Here is a 17,745-nt window from a genome sequence, read left to right as displayed (position 1 = left end):
CGGTGACCTGAAAGTGGAGGTATCGAACATCTATTACCCATCTCATGTGTCCACTCTAAACTAAATCCCTCTAAACCCACCAAACCAACTCTTTTTTTTATCTCCCATTCTCACTCCCTGCTCGGTCTTCATTCTCATGGCAATCACTCATTTCAGATATGGTATGTTCTGCTGCAGATGAAGATGAACTACCTGGAAACGTGTATGGGTCTCGGAAATAGGATACTCCACCGCGTCGGGCTAACAGCCCTCGGATGTTCGCCAACCTTTGGCTGGCTCTCCGCTTCGTTTCACTCGCTTAATCGCAAACCTATGGTTTGGTCGCAAGGCAAAGCCTTGCTCAGCTGAGGCCGCCCCTACGGGTCAGCCCGCCTCAGCTAAGGTCGGCCGCTTCGCGTCCGACCCGCGAACCAAAACCTATTACCCTCTCCAAAACAAAACCACTTAACTACCCATGGCTCCCGCGAAGACTCAGACCGCAGCGCTCCTCCTCCTTGCATGGATGGGCACAGTTGTTGCGATCATGATCCTCGCCCGGACCATCAATATCGAGATCTTCTTCGTTCTCTGGCTCATCGGCTTTTTGATCATAACCGAATTCCTTGTGGTAACGACACTGCGGCCCAAAAGCGCACGCTGGCAGCGCCTGATCGGCATCGCCGGTGTCGGCATCTTTGCAGTCATCATCATCATCAAAATCGTGGAGATCATTGCAAAATGAAACCGACTCCCGCTGCAGCGGTCGCATTACTTGCCGTCATTGCCGCTGTCCTGCTGATAGTGCTGCTTGCAGGGAGCGGCACGCTTCTCTACTCAGCCGAGGGAAACACCAACACCTCCGACCACGCTGACCCATCCACGATCGCCGTCATGACCACCGAAGAGGCAGAGACCATCCTTCCTCTCATGGTAGACATCATAGGTCTTTCTTATGACGCGATCTACCAGCTCTATCTCAATGACCCCGAGTATGCCGCACGCTATCTCGCCGCGTATCAAAACACCGTCAGCCGGCTCGGCACCAACGTCGGCAAGATCAAGCTGACACAGACCGACATCAATCAGTACCGCAAGGAATCATCCGCCCTCGGCACCTCCATCCAGATCGTCCAGGAAGACTCGGTTCGCCTTGATGTGATCGAAGATCTCAAACAGCAGTATGCATCCGAAGGAAACACCGCAGGACTGTATCAGCTCGCAGCCGAGTCAACACTCATCAACAATGAACTCGCCTTAACTGCTCAGAACTATGCCGGGTCTGCCGAGATCATGCTGCAGATCGCCGCATACTATGGATTAGACGCGACCCAGCTTCAGGCATCCATACCGCTGCTCAATCAGGTCATCACCGCTGCCACCTCGGGAAAGATCACCGTCACGACTGATGCAGAAGGGAACATTATCATCACTGACACCTCAGGCACCACAACAGACACCTCCGGTTCCATCACTCTCTCCGTTGATCCGGGCATCGCCTCCTACGGCGACACCATCACAGTGTCAGGTATCGCGAGAAATACCCGCCCCTCCCTTGACATCTACTGGGACACAACGCACTGGGGGACTGTATCAACTGACACCACCGGAGGCTATGCTAAACGACTCACCGTCGGGCAGATCTCCGAAGGCATCCATGCGGTCACTGTTCAGTCAGGCGGTATCACCTCAAAGCCGGTCTACATCACCATCCTTTCGAAGCCCTCGGTCGTTACCATCCTCAAAGCTGACCAGACCGCCGGCGAAGTACACCGCCTGCTCACCCTCTACGGTTCTCTTCGAACCGAAGACGACATCCCGGTCGTCGGAGCACCCGTCACTGTCTACTCCGAAGATCACATCAACATCGGAACAGGCATCACTAATACAAACGGCATCTGGAACGTGTCTGCGGAGCTGATCGACGGAGGCTATGCCTTCTACGCCGTCTTCGACGACGCGTCGTTCCCGCTTGACGAGAGCATGAGCGACCTGTATCCTGTTATGATCCTAGATCCGACGATCTACTACATCCTTCTCGTCGTCGCCGGCGGTGTTTTCCTCGTCCTGATCATCCGCTTTGTGAGAAATCGAAAACCCAAAGCGGTTCCCGGCGAAGCTCCGCCCCTGATCCTTGGAAATAAGCCGGCGGCTCCGAGCACCGTTGAAAAAATCCGCACCCGCATCTTCAAAAAAGAGGACACCGACCCGGATCGGCTCCGCCGCATCTACAAAAAGACCGCTGCCGTCCTTGCGGCCGTCGCCAAAATCGAAAACGTCGCGGTCTTCACCCCCAGAGAACTCTTAGCAGCGATTCCTTCCCCGGCAGAGAAAATCCAAGAGTTTATAACAACATATGAGTATCTTCATTATGCGAATGTTTCGGCGGGTCCGGACCAGATACAGCGTCTGGAAATCCTCTCCAAACAGATAATCGAGGGCTATTATGAAAAATGAATCCACACTGATCCTGACACATCTTCCTGAGCCGATGAGCGGGGGCTCGATATGAAACCTGCAGTTATGCTGCTGATCCTGACACTTCTCCTCGCGGGAGGGATATGCGGTTATGCAATGGCCGATGAACCAATTGAGAATGTGACCGCCGGAATCGGTCCATATGCCGGCATCGAAGAGCAGCTTTCTGCCGTCGCCGATGATCTGAACTTGACGGCTAAGGCTATGATCGCCGGGACGCCCGCAGCATCAAGTGCCGAAATTCTGACGATCGCGGTCGATCTTGACGCCGCACAGACTGCACTCTCGGGAACTCCACTTGCATCCGCCGATGTCCAGGATCTCATCAGGATAAAAAACAGTCTGGAGACTGCAGGTTCCGAGCTTCTCTATCCTGATGCCGACAAAGCTTCCGTTCTTTCGACCCTGCAGACGGCACATACCGATCTTACTGCAGTCAAAGATCATCTCGCTTCAACGCTTGCATGGGCAAAAAACGACCAGGAATCCTTCAGCTCCGATATCCTCATCCTTGAGCAGAGCCTCACTGATCTTACAAATATATCAGCTTCACTGGAAACTGCGACCGCTTCCCTTGTTGGAGGTGCCCAGGATCTATCCGTGACCCGTGACCAGCTTCAAACGCATATCGATGAACTTATCCTCATCAGAGACGAGCTCATCGCCGATGCGGTCCCGCTCACGATCACCGACGACCTCACCGTCATCATAACCGGCCTCCAGACGTCGGTCGATGCCTTGGAGAGCGGCGGGGATCCCGCTATGATCTCTGCCGAGATAACCCGCGCCGCAACAGCAATCGAATCGCTGAATGTGCAGATAGCTGATCTCCCTGCTCCGGAAACGCTTATTCCAACCGAGTCGCCGACCGCGACAGAGACCGTCGCCACCGCAACCCCGGTCCAGCCGACCGAAACGGAAACGGCCCCGACACCTGAGGTCATCATCCCAACCGGGACGCAGGCTCCTGAAGGAGATAATGGCGCAGGTATGATCATTCTGGTCATCGTCATCGTTTGCGCAGCAGGCATCGGAGCAGGCATCTTCGTCATCAAAAAACGCAGCAGCCGCGAAAAAAGTACCGGCGTCAAAAACGACCCGCTGAACGTTACATCTTCTGGGTCGGCAGACCAGGTCTCCCCAATGAACTGGGAAAAAGAGGAATTCGTTGCAGTCCCGGCATTCAGGAAAGAACCTGAGGCAGTTTTGGAAAAACCCGTCCTGGCTCCTGAACCTGTTCGTTCACCTGAACCTTCGGTAAAGCCTGCTGAACCGCAACAACCTGTCAGCCTGCCCTCAGATGCCGGCCCGGCCGGGCAGTACAAACTCATTGCATCGGCCATCGCCAAAAATCGCGGCATCATGAAAAGCGAAGCCCTCTCACCCCGGGACCTCATTGACAAGAAAAATCCGGACCCCCTGCTCCTTGAGTATGTCACCCTCTACGAAAAGGTACGCTACTCCCCCCGCTCCACACCTGAAGACACCGCACGCCTCACTGAGCTTGCGACCCGGATCCTGAAAGAAAACGCATGAAAAAACGAGTCATCATAGCCCTCCTCCTCCTTCTCGTTGCCGGACTGATAGTGACCGCACAGTTTGCCACGACCGACGACGAATACAGCCGGTACAACATCAACTGGAACGGCACCTCCGACTTCTTCGGACTGGCAGCCGATGAAAAATTTGTTTACAGCTATGATGATCTCCGCTCTGCGGAGTCGGGCGGCACGCTCCTGATCATCGCACCCGGCACTGACTTTACCGGCCTTGCAGACTACATCTATCAGGGCAACACCGTCATTATTGCCGACCAAAGCGGAAATGCCAACATCTTCCTTGAACAGATAGCGAGTTCCATCCGTGTCCATAATGAACAGGTCCGGTCCACCAGCATGGAGTACAAAGACATGGGAATTTTCCGAGGGACGGTCGTTGGTGACCTTTTTGGATCCAATGTCACGACACTCACTTTCAACTACCCCGGCTACCTCACCGGCGGCGACATCATCGCCGCAACATCCTATCTCTCATGGATAGACACCAATGCAAACAACATCCCTGACAGCAACGAATCACTGAAAGTTTATTCCCTTATCGCATCAGAAAATATAGGTAATGGTCGTGTCATTGTCATTGCTGATCCCTCGGTCTTCATCAACAGTATGCTTGTGCGTACAAACACCGAAAATATGCAGGTCATCAATGCCCTTCTCGAGGAGGACCTCATAATTGACCAGACCAACTCTGCAACGACCTCTGGCGGCGGACTCTGTCCTCTTCTTCAGACGATGCACAGATACCCTGCTCTTGGGACCATCCTCATAACCATTCTTTTCATCCTTGCAGCCGTGATCGGCATACGGAGACTCCATCAATGACAGACGCGCAGAACCTTAATAACATACACACATTTCATGAACAGCTGAAGGAACGACTGCATCAATGCATCATCGGGTATGACGACCTGATGGATCTTCTGACCATTGCATTTCTCAGTGATGGCGCTCTTCTCATGGAAGGGGTCCCGGGAACTGCAAAGACCACGCTGTGTAAATTCTTTGCGCAGAACATCGGCGGCAAATTCGGCCGCCTGCAGGGTGCGGTCGATATCCTTCCAATGGACGTTATCGGCGTCCAAAAGTATCATCAGGACAAGAATACCTTCACCTTCTCGGAAGGTCCCGTCTTCTCCAATCTCTTCCTCGTTGACGAGATCAACCGGATGACGCCCAAGGCGCAGGGTGCTCTCCTTGAAGCCCTCGCCGAACGTCAGGTAACGATCGACAATAAAACCATCCACCTCCCAGAACCGTTCATTGTCATCGCGACCCAGAACCCGTATGAGATGGAAGGTACTTTCAACCTCATCGAGTCGCAGAAGGACCGGTTCACCCTCAGTTACCGGATCAAACACCTGGATGTCGAGGACGAAGTCTCCGTTCTCAGAAAAGGTATGGGCAGCGGTCTCGATTTAAATACCTACATATTCGATGCCCCACTCATCAGTGACCCGACCGAGATCCTGAAAATGCAGGAGACGGTCAGATCAATCTATGCAAGCGACGACATCCTCTCCTACATTGGCGATCTCGTCGAAGCCACCAGACACCACAATGATGTCAGGCTCGGCATCAGCACGCGTGGATCCCTTGCTCTCCTGCGGAGCGCAATGGCATGTGCCGCGATCTATGGTCGTGACTACGTTATTCCCGACGATGTCAAATATATCGCTCCTTTTGCATTCGCTCACCGCATCATCCTCAAACGCGAATCGGCACTCGGCGGAGTATCGATCGAGAAGATAATTGCTGAGATCCTTGGGACCGTCCCGGTGAGATGATCCATGCGTCCCACACTGCTGACCGGCTTCCTCCTGCTTTTTTGCCTGGTCTGTTTTGTCTATGCATGGATGATGAACGCTGGAGAAGCTGCAGCTGCGGGACTTGGGATCCTGGTCTTTCTTGCAGTCCGGGCGTTCATCTTCCAGACCGAACTTCGCGGCCTTGCCGTCTCCCTCTCCGTCACCCGTGATGCTGACAAAACCATCCTGCATCAGAGCTCCATCGTCAACATCAGATCCTCGATAACTGCCGTCACAAAACATCTGACCGCTTCGTTCGAAGACGTGTTCCCGGCAGGGGCCGTTCTCACTGCAGGCTCTCCCCGGTTCACCGAAGGCCGGGCATCTTACTCGCTCAACCTCCCGGTGATCGGCGACTCCTTTTTCCAGGGGGTCCGGATCACCTGCAGCGATATGTTTTTCATGAGCACGCTCCTTGTCGGACGTGACGCAGAGCAGCCGAAGCTCACTATGTATCCGACCGGCATCGCTGCGACCCATCATGCCGTCGGTCACGGGGCCGGGTGGAGTGCACAGGAGTATGACCGCCCCGCCCTCATCGCAGGATTCGACACCAGGACCATGCGCCCCTACTCCGAGGGGGACAGTATCCGGGATCTCGACTGGAAACTCTCAGGAAAACATCAGGAGCTGTATGTCCGGCTGAGAATGGATGCATCCGGCGGTCTTCCTGCTCTCCTTATCGATCTTCCTCAAAGGGGCGCTTCAGAGGAGCTCTGCCTGCATTTTGCCGAAACGGTCGTCGGCGTTCTGGAAAACCTCAAAACTGGTGAGGAGTATCCGGTGATCTTCATTTCGGGCGCCATGTATCTCGACACGATCCGCTCCGGAGAGAGCGACAAGATCATCGCGATGCTTAAAGAGGCTGGGACCATCTATGCGCCCGAATATCTGTACAGGCTGCGTCACCCCTCCGTTATCAGAAGAAGCACAGAGCGCGGTCATCAGTTGTCAGATCAGGAGCGCCGCATCGAGGGACTTATCCGGCTGTATGCCGGCCGATACCCGACCGACTTTGAACGCACCGTTCGAAACATCTCAGCTTCTCTCGAAAATGAAACGCATATCACCTATGTCACAGCGGCACACGGAGACCTGAGTCATATGACCTACCTCATACATGAGACACACAAGAATGAACGGCATGCAACGGTTTTTGTCGTCGGCTCCGCCGGCACTCCGCGTGAAGCGGAGATCCGTAACGCCTTTACCCTTGCCGGAGCAGATGTCGTGGAGATGATCTGATGAACATTAAGATCCCCGCGATCATCACGGCAGTCATCGCCGTCGCCGGCGCCTCAAACGACCAGCGGATCATTGCGGGCATTATCGGTGCGGCCTTCGTTCTCTGCACCTTCATCCCGCTTCCGCTGGAAAAGCGCATCCTGTTCCTCTCAGCAACGGGATTCCCGCTCGTTTTGACTGCAGGTCACCCGGCAGCCGCAGGTCTTTTGATCTTCTGCGTCGTTATGACCCTCCTCGCCGCATCCGGCGTGAAAACCGGGCTCCGCATGCTTCTTGCGGCAGCCGCAGCAGGGATCGCGGGCGGCATCTTCGCGCTCCAGCTCTCGGTCGCCGCTCCTGTCCTGACCGCGGTCCTCTTCACTCTCGCGGTCATCTATATCCTTTTCGTCAGAGAATATCGTCTGAAAAAAGAAGTTGAGGGAACAAACAAATGAAACTCAAACCATCACTGATAACATCGGTATACTTCGCACCGACCGTACTGTTTCTCGCTGCCGTCCTGACCTTTACGGCATATATCTTCACTAACCGCGGCGATATGACCAGCGCCCTTCTTCTCCTTGCAGGGTTCATGCTCTTGATCACGGGTATCCTTCTGCTGACCCTCGCCGACCGGCGCCCTCTCCCGGCAAAACTTACCGAAACACTGCCGATCGCCGGAACGATCAACCTTGCCGCGATCCTCGCGGATCTGGGTGTCACGAGCAATACCATCCACCGCCTCCTGCCTTCAGGTGAGTATGTCCAGATCAATCCGGTCACCGGGGGACGGGTCCCGGAGCTTTCAAAGGATGTAACGTTTGTCTCGGCAGGCGGCTGGAACGGAGTCCAATATCATGCCATGGCGGGACCCCTGATGCGTCAACTGAAATCAGACGACGCTCTCGTCGTTCCTACCGGCGATGTCTCCCAGCTTGGTACCTGCATCTCTGAAGTGATGAACGATACGCTTTCACTTGCAGAAAAGGTCACCGTTGCAACGACCGACAAATCAGTGATAATAACTCTTGACGGGTTTGCAATGAAAAAAACCTGTCTCGCCCTGCAGGCCCAGTCTCCAAAATGCTGCACCATGGTCGGCTGCCCAATCTGTTCGCTTATGGCGGCAATACTTGCCGAGGGAGCAGGCCGTGATGTGGAAAGCACGAGCGCTGTCCTCAACGGTTCCACCCTGACCGTTTCCTTTGCACTTCTTCCGGCGAAGTGAGCAGAGCAGAAGAATACTTTTTTTTACATAGGACTTACGCGGTGGAATATTAACCGAAAAACGGATGTACTTGTGAGATGTACTTCGATTTCGTGTAAAACTTAGTGTAGAAACATAAAAAAATCAACCGCGAATCGGCGCAAATCCGCCCTGCGGGCGAGCGAATCGGATTTGCTATTCCTCACTCTCGCAATCCAGCTTCGCTGTCTTGCTCGCCCCTCATCGGGAGCGTTCGGGCAAATCCTTTCGGCGCCCCAGCGCCTCCTGTGAGAGAAATATCTGGAGAATTTTTTCATGGAAAAGAGGAGGTGAACTTATTATCGGGAGCCGCTGGGGCGGCGACAGGATTTGCCCGAACGTTCCCGATGAGGGATGAACCGGCGCGGCGATAGCGGATTGGACGCTGAAAGCGGACGATCTTAGCTGAGCAAGTCGATAGACTTGCGAGATGCCCGCCGTGTTCAAGTGAGGATTAGCAAATCCGATTCTGGGAGCAAGCCAAAGGCTTGCGGGATTCGCGCCGATTCGCGGTTGGTTTTTCTCATCTATCCACACCCAACAAACTCCTTCCCAAATCGGAGCCACACCAACACCGCGTAACTCCTGTTTAAATAATTTTGGGTGCTGATGATAGTACCGATATATGCATATTTTCAGCGCACGTGGGACATAATTTTTCACATGCCGTACGAATACCTTTTGGGTACTTCCGTTCAACAATACTACAGTAAATCGTGTCCGAAGATACCGCCAAACAAAACGTTGCACGTCTTTCCATACTCTCAAATGCCTTTCTAACTATAGCAAAGCTCATCGCCGGCCTAAGTATAGGTTCCGTGAGTATAATCTCTGAGGCTATCCACTCAGGAATGGACCTGTTCGCCTCCTTTATCGCCTACTTCTCTGTCAGAAAATCCGCTCTGCCTCCAGACACCGATCACGCATTCGGTCACGGAAAATATGAAGATGCATCGGGTCTCATCGAGGCACTGCTCATCATCCTTGCTGCAGGCATCATCATCTGGGAAGCTGTGAACAAACTGATCTACGGCGGCGATACCCTTTCAACGAATCTTCTCTTCATCGGTATGATCGTGATGGGAGTTTCTGCCTGCCTGAACTTCATTGTATCGCAAAAACTGATGAAAGTGGCAAAAGCCACCGATTCCATTGCCCTCGAAAGTGACGCCTGGCACCTGAGGACCGATGTGTTCACCTCTGTCGGAGTTGTTGCCGGGCTTATTCTGATTCAAATAACCGGACTCAGATTCCTCGACTCGGTCATCGCCATACTCGTTGCACTGCTTATCCTGCGTGAAGCATTCTCCCTCATCAAACGCTCATTCAGCGATCTTATGGATCAAAGCCTCGATAAAAAAGATGTGGAAAAGATATGTGATATCATCTGCAGACATCAAAACGCCTATACCAATTATCACAGTCTCAAAACACGAAAAGCAGGGCCCGACAAATTCGTCGAGTTCCATCTCATGATGCCCCATGCAACCCCTCTTTCAGAAGCCCACAAGGTTTTGCAGGAGGTCGAAGATGAACTGAAAGCAGAGATACCCCGGGTCACGGTCATCGTTCACCTGGATCCCTGCGACGGCAGATGTAATCGTGACACATGCACGTTCTTCTGCCGCAGAAAAACGTGAGAGATCGGCGGGGCCCGCCGACTCACCGTAAAAACATATGCAGGAATCTTCCTGCAGCACTTCTTTTCATTTTGATCGCATGGTACTGACACATTTCATGGCAGCAGTAGCACCGTATGCATTTTCTATGATCGAACGACGCTTTTTGTCCTTTCATCACAGCGGCCCCAACAGGACATATCCTCACGCACTGCCCGCAGCCGACGCAACTATTCTTCTTCACGACAGGCGCCGGGGCATAATATTTCCCCATAGTCTGGAACCTGCGAAGCACATTTTTTCGAAACCAGGTGCTCTTTGACGGAGTATAATACGTCGATGGATACACAAAATCGGTAAGCGGAATGACCGAATCGCCGGCAGTCGCTACGCAGTCGGGATCGACCAGCCCGCGGGCAGCCGCGGCAGCGGTCGTTGGGATCCGTAACGGATCCATAGAGACCAATCGCTGGGCGGTAACATCCAACCCGTACACTGACTTTGATGCGAGGATGTAACCGACGTTTCGCGGCACGCCGCTCATCGGGCCGCTCCCTTCCATCCCAATGACCGCATCCATGACAACAAACTCCGGTCTCACCAGTTCGTTTAAGTCAACAAGCATCCCGGAAAAATCTGCCGGATCCGGAAATCGGGAATGAAACACCGGCTTGTCGAGGCCGGGCACAACGCCGAAGGTATTCTTGACCGCTCCAGAAAACTGGGTGAACATGTGCGTCTTTAACTTGCAGACCGAGATGATGACATCAGCGTCGCATGCAGGATCGATGACCGTGAAATGCTTCATCACCTGCCCGTCTGGAAACGGACGCTCCTGAAACCCGGTATCATATGAAAGAGTGATACCCAGATCACCGGCGACCTGCGTGATCCCGCATTTCTGATACACGCGTTTCATCACGCGGGGCGTATATAATATTCCTGCCCCGGGACTGTCCGCGATCAAGAGGGTGCCGCCGGCTTCGATAACCAGTTTACCAACTGCATAGAGTACTTCCGGATGCGTACTCACCGCTTTCTCATACCCGGCATCCGAGAGGAGATTCGGTTTGAGAAGTACCCTTTTTCCTGCGAGATCCGGGAGTCCGCCGGCAGCTTCGATTGCGTTCTCTACCGCCCGGCAGACCTCTTCCCGGTCATATGAACTGCATTTTGCAGATCCGGTTATCTGGTTCATTGAATTATTACTTCTATTACACGGCAGCAGTAAAAAGGATATTTAATGAGATCATTCCTCGCTGATCTCTTCGAGAGGCACGCGTTTGCCGGTCTGCATATAATACACCTTCTCTGCCATTCTGCAGGCATGATCCCCGCAGCGTTCCAGATACCGGTTCACCATATGGCAGGCGCTCCCGAATGGGATCGTCATGCTGCCCTCTTCCATCGCCGTGACGATCTCTTTATAGAGAGCGGCATACAGCGTATCGATCTCCTCCTCGATTTGTGCACATCCGTTCATTCTGGAGGCATCTCCCGACTCGAACGCGGTATAAACGGCATCAAGGATCGAGATCGCTGCCTCGCCCTCTTTGTGGAGATCAGGCGGGATCTCTTCCGGGATGCTCGCTACGACAAGTTCGGTGATGTCCTTTGCGTAGCGGCCGACCCGCTCAGAGGAGGTCACGATGTCCATACAACTCGAGATCGTTCGAAGATCCTTTGCCATCGGCTGGTTCAGAGCTATCAGCAGGATACCCCGTTCATTCAGGATCTCATACTGATTGTTCACATACTCTTTTTGCCGGATGATATCCGCGGCGATCATGAGATCGGTCGACTCAAATGCCAGAAGCGAGTTTTTCAGCAGGGCGAGGGAAAAACGCCCGTACCAGTTCACTTCGTTTTTGTAGGCATCGAGTTCTAAATGGAAGTAATCGTTCATCCAAATCTCCCGGTGATGTAGCGTTCAGTTAGCTCTTCCTGAGGGTTGGAAAAGATCAGCTCGGTCTTTCCCGTCTCGATCAGTTTACCCAGGTACATGAACCCGGTGATGTCACTGATCCGTGCAGCCTGCTGCATATTATGGGTCACGATAATCACGGTGTAATTCTTTTTGAGATCCAGGATCAGCTGCTCTATCTTTGTCGTAGCGATCGGATCAAGGGCCGAACACGGCTCATCCATCAGGATCACGTCAGGATTCACGGCAAGTGTTCGTGCGATGCATAACCTCTGCTGCTGGCCGCCGGAGAGACCAAGCGCCGACTCATGCAGACGATCCTTAACTTCATCCCAAAGAACAGCCCCTTTGAGACTGTTTTCAACGATGTCGTCAAGGATTTTCACATCCTTCGTACCATGGGCACGAGGACCGTAGGCGATGTTGTCGTAGATGGATTTCGGAAACGGATTCGGCCGCTGGAAAACCATCCCGATTTTTCGCCGGAGGAGGACAGGGTCGCATTTTGTTATGTTCTCTCCCCGATACAAAATATCTCCGGTTATTTTACAGTCAGGGATCAGATCGTTCATCCGGTTCATACACCGGAGAAGGGTCGACTTCCCACAGCCGGACGGGCCGATCAGTGCGGTAACGGACTTCTCCTCGAACGGCAGATTGATGTCGTAGAGGACCTGTTTCGATCCGTAGGAGAGGTTCAGGTTTTTTGTTGATAGAATGGAGGTCATAGTAATCTCTTCTGGAAACGTTTTCTGATCACGATCGCAACGAGGTAGATCGCCATTACAAGGGATATGAGTACGACCGCGGTCCCATATTGCTGGGTCTCTGACCCCGGGACACTTGTCGAAAGGACATACAGGTGAAACGGTAAGGCCATCACCGGATCGAAAAGATCCATGCTGATGAACCGTTTGGAAAATACCACCGCGGTAAACATGATCGGAGCAGTTTCTCCCGCGGCTCTTCCGATCGAAAGGATCGTTCCGGTTAGGATCCCCGGGGCGGCCGACGGCAAAACTACTTTTTTGAGTGTCTGCCATTTGGTAGCACCAAGTCCGAGCGACGCTTCACGGAGCGAGTTGGGAACGGATCTGAGGGCTTCTTCCGTGGTTTTAATGATTGTCGGGAGGACCATCAGCGCGAGACAGATCATACCTGCAAGCATACAGACACCCCATCCAAGGAAAATAACAAGGAAGGCGAACCCGAACACCCCGAAAACGATTGACGGCGTCCCGGAAAGCAGATCGTTACCCGTCCGGAGAAGACGTGTCGCGACATTGTCCCGGGAGTATTCATGCAGATAGATCGCGGACCCTATCCCGATCGGGAGAGCGAGAAGGATCGCCCCGCCGACCAGCTGGAGTGTCCCGATGATCGCAGGGAAGATCCCCCCTTCAAGTCCCATATTACGTGGAGCGGTCGTTAAAAATTCCCAGGAGATCGCCGGGATCCCGTTGATGAAAATGTTTGCAAGAATGACGAAAAGTATCCCGATAACGAGAAACGTTCCTGCATAAATTATCCCAAACGCTGTCCGCTCGATCGATCTGTGGGACATGATCCTCCGAAGGAAAAACAGTCCAAAAACAATGGCCGTAAGAATGAGCGTTGGAACGATCCCTATTGCATACATCAAGATGCAGACCGCAAATATCACCCCGCAGAGCTTGAGGATCTTTTTGATCTGTGCAGGCATGCTGAAGACCGACCCGCCGCTCTGGATCTTTTTCGTGATCCTGACCGAAATGAGATTGATCACAAGCGTGATCGCAAGGAGTACCGCGGCGACCCCGAAGAGAGCATAATAATGCATCGAGCCCGACGCGACTTCAGCGAGCTCGATACCAAGCGTTGCCGTCAGTGTTCGGACAGGCGAGAGCACATCCCAGATCGGCGACGGGATCACTGCCGCGTTTCCCGCGACCATCATGACGGCCATCGTTTCGCCGATCGCACGACCCATCCCGAGAATGACGGCTGCCGAAATACCTGATGCGGCCGCCGGGATCAGGACACGGGAAATGGTTTGCCATTTGGTTGCTCCAAGACCGAGCGACGCTTCTGTGTAATCCTTCGGCACGACATAGAGTGCATCCTCGGACACGGATACGATCGTCGGCAGTGCCATGATCCCGAGAAGGATCGAGGCGGCAAGCCAGGAAAATCCGCTCGGGATATCCAGAACGTTCTGCAGGAGACTGCAGAGAACGACCATCCCGAAAAATCCGTAGACAACCGACGGGATCCCCGCCAGCAGTTCGATCGCCGGCTTGACGATGTCGCGAACCTTTTGAGGAGCGAGGTATGCAAGAAAAACGGCACAGATGATACCAAGAGGCACGGCAAAAATCATTGCCCCAAACGTTACCAGAAGTGTGTCGATCAGAAGAGTGGCGATTCCGTAAGACGGGACAACCCCAGTTGGGTTCCAGACTGTATTAAAGAGAAATCCGGAGACGCCTGTTTCAAAAAAGATCGGGAGGGAGGTAAGAACAAGGTATCCTAAAATGAACACCACCGCTGAGGCGGCGATCAGTGCGGTTGCCAGCCACACTGATTTGATACCTGTCTCTTTCCATCCCGACATTAGGTGGGTGTTCATACATTAACCGGAACAAAACCGTTTTCTGCGATGATGTTCTGACCTTCATCCGAGAGAATGAAGTCGAGGAACTTCTTTGCAAGTCCTGTGGGCTCACCGTCCGTGATCATCAGAAGAGGACGGTTGAGTCCATAGGTGTTGTTGATGACGTTTTCGACCGTTGGTGCAATGCCGGAAAGTGTAAAGGCTTTGACGGAATCATCAACGAATTCGAGAGACACATAGCCTATCGCACCAGGTGTCTGGGCTACAGCCTGCTGCACAGCTCCGTTTGAACTGTATTCCTGCATAGTGCTTGCTGCATCTTCCTTTTTCAGGACGAACTCGGTAAAGAATTCCCGGGTGCCGGATGCACTGTCACGACCGATCAGGACGATTTTCATATCAGCTCCGCCGAGTTCTTTCCAGTTCGTGATCTTTCCCTGATAAATGTCTTTGATCTGTGCAAGGGTCAGATCCGAAACCGTGTTCGACGGGTAGGCGATCAGGGCGATCCCGTCTTTTGCGATGACGAATTCTTCCAGATTGCTGCCTTCTTTTTCAGAATCTTTGAGTTCACGCGAGAGCATGCCGATATCGGCAGTTCCTTCTTTTACTGCAGTTACACCAACGCTGGAACCTCCGCCGCTGACCTGAATGTCGGCAGTCGCGTGCTCGTCCATGTAAATTTCTGCAACGGTCTGAGCGACCGGTAGAACGGTCGTAGATCCCGCAAGGGTGATAGTTTCTGCTTCTTCGCCTTGGCTCACACAGCCGGAGGCGAATACAAGGAATACAGCGAAAATGACTGCTGCTACTCCAACAATACTCATGGTTTTTCTGTTCATAACCATAACTGAATTGGAGATGGTCATGTATAGTAATATTCGACATAGATTGTGGATATTATGATTTATCTATATCTCCCCATAATTCCAATAGATATATGATATCTCTATAGATTTTCGCAGAGATTAAATACTGTGCAGGTGAATATATACTGAATGGAAATCCGGAAAGTTCAGATGACAGGCGGATCATCTTATGTACTATCTCTCCCAAAGGGATGGATCCGTGAGAGAAATATTCAGAAGAATGATCCCCTGGGCGTAGTGTCTCAGGCCGACGGCACCCTGCTTATCACGCCGAATCTGCATTATGACAGCACGGCAAGGACAAAAGAGTTTGGACTCAAGGATTATCCCGACCCGACGACGCTTCTGCGTTCACTGATCGGCGCATATATCTCCGGATTTACAACAATAAAGATCACATCTGCCGGCAGGATCCCGCCGAAGGTTCGGATGGCAGTCCGGAAATTCACGCAGATGACGATCGGCCAGGAGGTCTCGGAGGAGACGGACAACAGTATCGTTCTCAAAGACATCCTGAACCCCACCGAGATGCCTTTTGAGAACACCATCCGCCGGATGTATGTGATCGTGAAAGGCATGCATGAAGATGCACTCAACGCTCTTGAACAGGGACGACTCGATCTCGCCGAAGACGTCATCGCGAGGGACACGGATGTCGACCGTCTTCACTGGCTGGTCCACCGCCAGTTTTCCCTGATCGTGGAAAACCCGTCGCTTTCTCTGAAGATGGGGATCACGCCAGGCATCGCCGCGACCTATTATCAGATCTCCCGGATCATCGAACGTGTCGGCGACCACACGGTTCTCATCGCCGAGGCGGCTGCAGTCCTCATCGAAAAAGGGATCGACCGGATGCTCGTTATGAAACTGACCGAGCTGAGCGAGTTTTCACTGGATATCTTCAATAAAAGTATACAGGCCATATACTCCGGCAGCATTCCCGGGGCAAATAAGATCATCACCGAGGTGGAGGATATGGGACCAAAGTATCATGGTCTTGCAGATTCGATCCGCAAGATGCGGGTCCCCGAGGCGGTCGCCGTGACCCAGATCGCTCAGAGTCTTCACAGGATCACCGAGTACAGTTCTGATATCGCCGAGATCCTGATCAACCGTATGGTCTCACAGTAAAGATGCTTGTCTCCGAGATTCGGACCCGGTTTAGGGAAGAGGGGATCACCCCCTCGCTTATTGCAGATTTTCAGCATCATGTTCTGGAGTTTTACGCTGCAAAGGGTCGGCATGACATGGAATGGCGGCACACCGATGACCCGTACAGGATCCTGGTCTCCGAAGTTATGCTTCAGCAGACCCAGGTCCCGCGGGTCGCGGTGATCTATCCGAAGTTCATCGAAACGTTTCCCGACATCTATGCTCTCGCGAAGGCAGAGCAGGCAGATCTTCTCGCCGCATGGCAGGGGATGGGGTACAACCGCCGTGCTCTCAGCCTCAAAAAACTTGCGGGCGTTATCGTGGATGAGTACGGCGGGAAGATCCCGGATGATCCGATGATCCTCAGGACGCTTCCGGGAATAGGGCCTGCCACATCCTGCTCGATCGCGGCGTTTGCCTTCAACCGACCGGTCGTATTCATCGAGACAAACATCAGGAGAGTATTCATCCATTATTTTTTCGAAGAAGGCGGAATCGTTGATGACTGCGAGCTTCTTCCGCTCATCTCAGCCATGCTCCCGGCAAACTCCCGGGAGTGGTACTGGGCTTTGATGGATCTTGGAACGGCACTGAAGGCATCCGTAAAAAATCCGAATCAGCGGAGCCGCCAGTACACGAAACAGAAGACCTTCGAAGGCTCAGACCGGAAGATCCGCGGCAATGTTTTGAAAAAAATGCTCGAACGAAAATGTGGGAGCCCGGATGTTTTTGCAACGGAGATGAACGAGGACCCGGTGCGTGTCCGGCGAATCATGGATAAAATGGCGGATGAGGCTTTTTTCGTCAGGGAATCTGAACATCAATACCGCTTGTCCGGTCGATCGCTGGATGAAAGCAATACCCATCAGGGCTGAACGTATTTTTTTCAGCCTGAAATTGACAGTTAGTGGTAATATCACATAATGAGTATCCCTGATCATTTTTCATAAGCCTTGATAAACGCTCTCGTGAGTCACTTACTTTTTAGAATAAATTACCATTATTCAGAAAAAGGAATGAGATGTGGGAGAAGTATATTTGTCAACGGTCAAATTCAGGTTTCTGCAAAATCGAACGCCTTTTAATCAGCTCTCTAGCCTGCATCGATCCGATTCGGTGCCGAGAGCATGATAAATCATAACATCAGAGTGTACACGAAACAAAAATAATCTACAAAAAATGGACGCTGCCGATCCCCGATGGATCGGCTGATACGTCCCGGCGGGGACTTGAACCCCGGTCAAAAGCTCCGCAGGCTTCTAGGATATCCTCTACCCTACCGGGACTTGACTTTTGCACA

16 protein-coding genes and 1 tRNA gene are annotated in these 17,745 nt (G+C 52.7%); 11 read left to right on the top strand and 6 right to left on the bottom strand.

The window, feature by feature from the left end; all coding sequences use genetic code 11:
• The first annotated feature begins 454 nt into the window (after nt 1–454).
• From Q7J08_RS08815 to Q7J08_RS08775, 9 genes are all read left to right on the top strand, one after another.
• Nucleotides 455–721 carry a hypothetical protein gene (locus Q7J08_RS08815; RefSeq protein WP_304911326.1) on the top strand — a complete coding sequence of 89 codons (267 nt, stop codon included), beginning with the start codon at nt 455–457 and terminating at the stop codon, nt 719–721.
• Nucleotides 718–2,433, top strand: a complete 1,716-nt coding sequence (locus Q7J08_RS08810; protein ID WP_304911325.1) for a DUF4129 domain-containing protein — start codon at nt 718–720, stop codon at nt 2,431–2,433. The genes Q7J08_RS08815 and Q7J08_RS08810 overlap by 4 nt, the downstream gene beginning before the upstream one ends.
• Nucleotides 2,434–2,484: 51 nt before the next feature.
• Nucleotides 2,485–3,990, top strand: coding sequence for a hypothetical protein (locus tag Q7J08_RS08805; protein WP_304911324.1), 1,506 nt, complete (start codon nt 2,485–2,487; stop codon nt 3,988–3,990).
• The gene (locus Q7J08_RS08800) at nt 3,987–4,835 is read left to right on the top strand and encodes a DUF4350 domain-containing protein (RefSeq protein WP_304911323.1); all 849 of its coding nucleotides are present in this window, start codon (nt 3,987–3,989) and stop codon (nt 4,833–4,835) included. The genes Q7J08_RS08805 and Q7J08_RS08800 overlap by 4 nt, the downstream gene beginning before the upstream one ends.
• Complete coding sequence (locus Q7J08_RS08795) at nt 4,832–5,797, top strand: MoxR family ATPase (RefSeq protein WP_304911322.1); 966 nt, start codon at nt 4,832–4,834, stop codon at nt 5,795–5,797. The genes Q7J08_RS08800 and Q7J08_RS08795 overlap by 4 nt, the downstream gene beginning before the upstream one ends.
• A gap of 3 nt (nt 5,798–5,800) precedes the next feature.
• Nucleotides 5,801–7,063 carry a DUF58 domain-containing protein gene (locus Q7J08_RS08790; RefSeq protein WP_304911321.1) on the top strand — a complete coding sequence of 421 codons (1,263 nt, stop codon included), beginning with the start codon at nt 5,801–5,803 and terminating at the stop codon, nt 7,061–7,063.
• A complete protein-coding gene (locus Q7J08_RS08785) occupies nt 7,063–7,497 on the top strand; it encodes a hypothetical protein (RefSeq protein WP_304911320.1) in 435 nt (144 codons plus the stop codon). Before Q7J08_RS08790 ends, Q7J08_RS08785 begins: the two co-directional genes overlap by 1 nt.
• Nucleotides 7,494–8,270 (top strand): hypothetical protein, encoded by a 777-nt coding sequence (locus tag Q7J08_RS08780; RefSeq protein WP_304911319.1) that lies wholly within the window; start codon nt 7,494–7,496, stop codon nt 8,268–8,270. Before Q7J08_RS08785 ends, Q7J08_RS08780 begins: the two co-directional genes overlap by 4 nt.
• A 734-nt stretch (nt 8,271–9,004) precedes the next feature.
• Nucleotides 9,005–9,928, top strand: a complete 924-nt coding sequence (locus Q7J08_RS08775) for a cation diffusion facilitator family transporter (RefSeq protein WP_304911318.1) — start codon at nt 9,005–9,007, stop codon at nt 9,926–9,928.
• A 22-nt stretch (nt 9,929–9,950) separates the two neighbouring features.
• On the opposite strand, the gene Q7J08_RS08770 is transcribed toward Q7J08_RS08775, so the two are convergent.
• From Q7J08_RS08770 to Q7J08_RS08750, 5 genes are read right to left on the bottom strand one after another with little or no spacing between them, the layout of a single operon-like run.
• Nucleotides 9,951–11,105, bottom strand: a complete 1,155-nt coding sequence (locus Q7J08_RS08770; protein ID WP_304911317.1) for a DUF362 domain-containing protein — start codon at nt 11,103–11,105, stop codon at nt 9,951–9,953.
• A 51-nt stretch (nt 11,106–11,156) separates the two neighbouring features.
• Nucleotides 11,157–11,813 (bottom strand): phosphate signaling complex protein PhoU, encoded by a 657-nt coding sequence (gene phoU, locus Q7J08_RS08765; RefSeq protein ID WP_304911316.1) that lies wholly within the window; start codon nt 11,811–11,813, stop codon nt 11,157–11,159.
• Nucleotides 11,810–12,559: a phosphate ABC transporter ATP-binding protein PstB gene (gene pstB, locus Q7J08_RS08760; RefSeq protein ID WP_304911315.1), complete on the bottom strand. Its 750-nt coding sequence runs from the start codon at nt 12,557–12,559 to the stop codon at nt 11,810–11,812. The genes phoU and pstB overlap by 4 nt, the downstream gene beginning before the upstream one ends.
• A complete protein-coding gene (gene pstA / locus Q7J08_RS08755) occupies nt 12,556–14,439 on the bottom strand; it encodes a phosphate ABC transporter permease PstA (protein ID WP_304911314.1) in 1,884 nt (627 codons plus the stop codon). The genes pstB and pstA overlap by 4 nt, the downstream gene beginning before the upstream one ends.
• Nucleotides 14,436–15,293: a phosphate ABC transporter substrate-binding protein gene (locus Q7J08_RS08750; RefSeq protein WP_304911313.1), complete on the bottom strand. Its 858-nt coding sequence runs from the start codon at nt 15,291–15,293 to the stop codon at nt 14,436–14,438. The genes pstA and Q7J08_RS08750 overlap by 4 nt, the downstream gene beginning before the upstream one ends.
• 129 nt (nt 15,294–15,422) lie before the next feature.
• Between Q7J08_RS08750 and Q7J08_RS08745 the strand changes: the two genes are divergently transcribed.
• On the top strand, nt 15,423–16,424 hold the full coding sequence (locus Q7J08_RS08745; protein WP_304911312.1) for a phosphate uptake regulator PhoU: 1,002 nt from the start codon (nt 15,423–15,425) through the stop codon (nt 16,422–16,424).
• A gap of 2 nt (nt 16,425–16,426) precedes the next feature.
• Nucleotides 16,427–17,320, top strand: a complete 894-nt coding sequence (locus Q7J08_RS08740; protein WP_304911311.1) for an A/G-specific adenine glycosylase — start codon at nt 16,427–16,429, stop codon at nt 17,318–17,320.
• A gap of 339 nt (nt 17,321–17,659) precedes the next feature.
• Here Q7J08_RS08740 and Q7J08_RS08735 read toward each other — a convergent pair.
• A tRNA-Arg gene (locus Q7J08_RS08735) sits at nt 17,660–17,731 on the bottom strand.
• Between the last annotated feature and the right edge of the window lie 14 nt (nt 17,732–17,745).

The organism is Methanocorpusculum sp. (genome assembly GCF_030655665.1).
GTDB lineage: Archaea > Halobacteriota > Methanomicrobia > Methanomicrobiales > Methanocorpusculaceae > Methanocorpusculum.
The sequence above is the reverse complement of the archived record's forward strand: the minus strand, read 5'-3'. Positions and strand labels throughout refer to the sequence as shown.

What these genes read in the sequence shown, in the direction of transcription:
- Q7J08_RS08795 (WP_304911322.1), top strand. Translation starts at nt 4,832, where the DNA reads ATGACAGACGCGCAGAACCTTAATAACATACACACATTTCATGAACAG.
- Q7J08_RS08800 (WP_304911323.1), top strand. Translation starts at nt 3,987, where the DNA reads ATGAAAAAACGAGTCATCATAGCCCTCCTCCTCCTTCTCGTTGCCGGA.
- phoU (WP_304911316.1), bottom strand. Translation starts at nt 11,813, where the DNA reads ATGAACGATTACTTCCATTTAGAACTCGATGCCTACAAAAACGAAGTG.
- Q7J08_RS08750 (WP_304911313.1), bottom strand. Translation starts at nt 15,293, where the DNA reads ATGACCATCTCCAATTCAGTTATGGTTATGAACAGAAAAACCATGAGT.
- Q7J08_RS08785 (WP_304911320.1), top strand. Translation starts at nt 7,063, where the DNA reads ATGAACATTAAGATCCCCGCGATCATCACGGCAGTCATCGCCGTCGCC.
- Q7J08_RS08815 (WP_304911326.1), top strand. Translation starts at nt 455, where the DNA reads ATGGCTCCCGCGAAGACTCAGACCGCAGCGCTCCTCCTCCTTGCATGG.
- Q7J08_RS08770 (WP_304911317.1), bottom strand. Translation starts at nt 11,105, where the DNA reads ATGAACCAGATAACCGGATCTGCAAAATGCAGTTCATATGACCGGGAA.
- Q7J08_RS08780 (WP_304911319.1), top strand. Translation starts at nt 7,494, where the DNA reads ATGAAACTCAAACCATCACTGATAACATCGGTATACTTCGCACCGACC.
- Q7J08_RS08805 (WP_304911324.1), top strand. Translation starts at nt 2,485, where the DNA reads ATGAAACCTGCAGTTATGCTGCTGATCCTGACACTTCTCCTCGCGGGA.
- Q7J08_RS08745 (WP_304911312.1), top strand. Translation starts at nt 15,423, where the DNA reads ATGGAAATCCGGAAAGTTCAGATGACAGGCGGATCATCTTATGTACTA.
- Q7J08_RS08810 (WP_304911325.1), top strand. Translation starts at nt 718, where the DNA reads ATGAAACCGACTCCCGCTGCAGCGGTCGCATTACTTGCCGTCATTGCC.
- Q7J08_RS08740 (WP_304911311.1), top strand. Translation starts at nt 16,427, where the DNA reads ATGCTTGTCTCCGAGATTCGGACCCGGTTTAGGGAAGAGGGGATCACC.
- pstB (WP_304911315.1), bottom strand. Translation starts at nt 12,559, where the DNA reads ATGACCTCCATTCTATCAACAAAAAACCTGAACCTCTCCTACGGATCG.
- Q7J08_RS08790 (WP_304911321.1), top strand. Translation starts at nt 5,801, where the DNA reads ATGCGTCCCACACTGCTGACCGGCTTCCTCCTGCTTTTTTGCCTGGTC.
- pstA (WP_304911314.1), bottom strand. Translation starts at nt 14,439, where the DNA reads ATGAACACCCACCTAATGTCGGGATGGAAAGAGACAGGTATCAAATCA.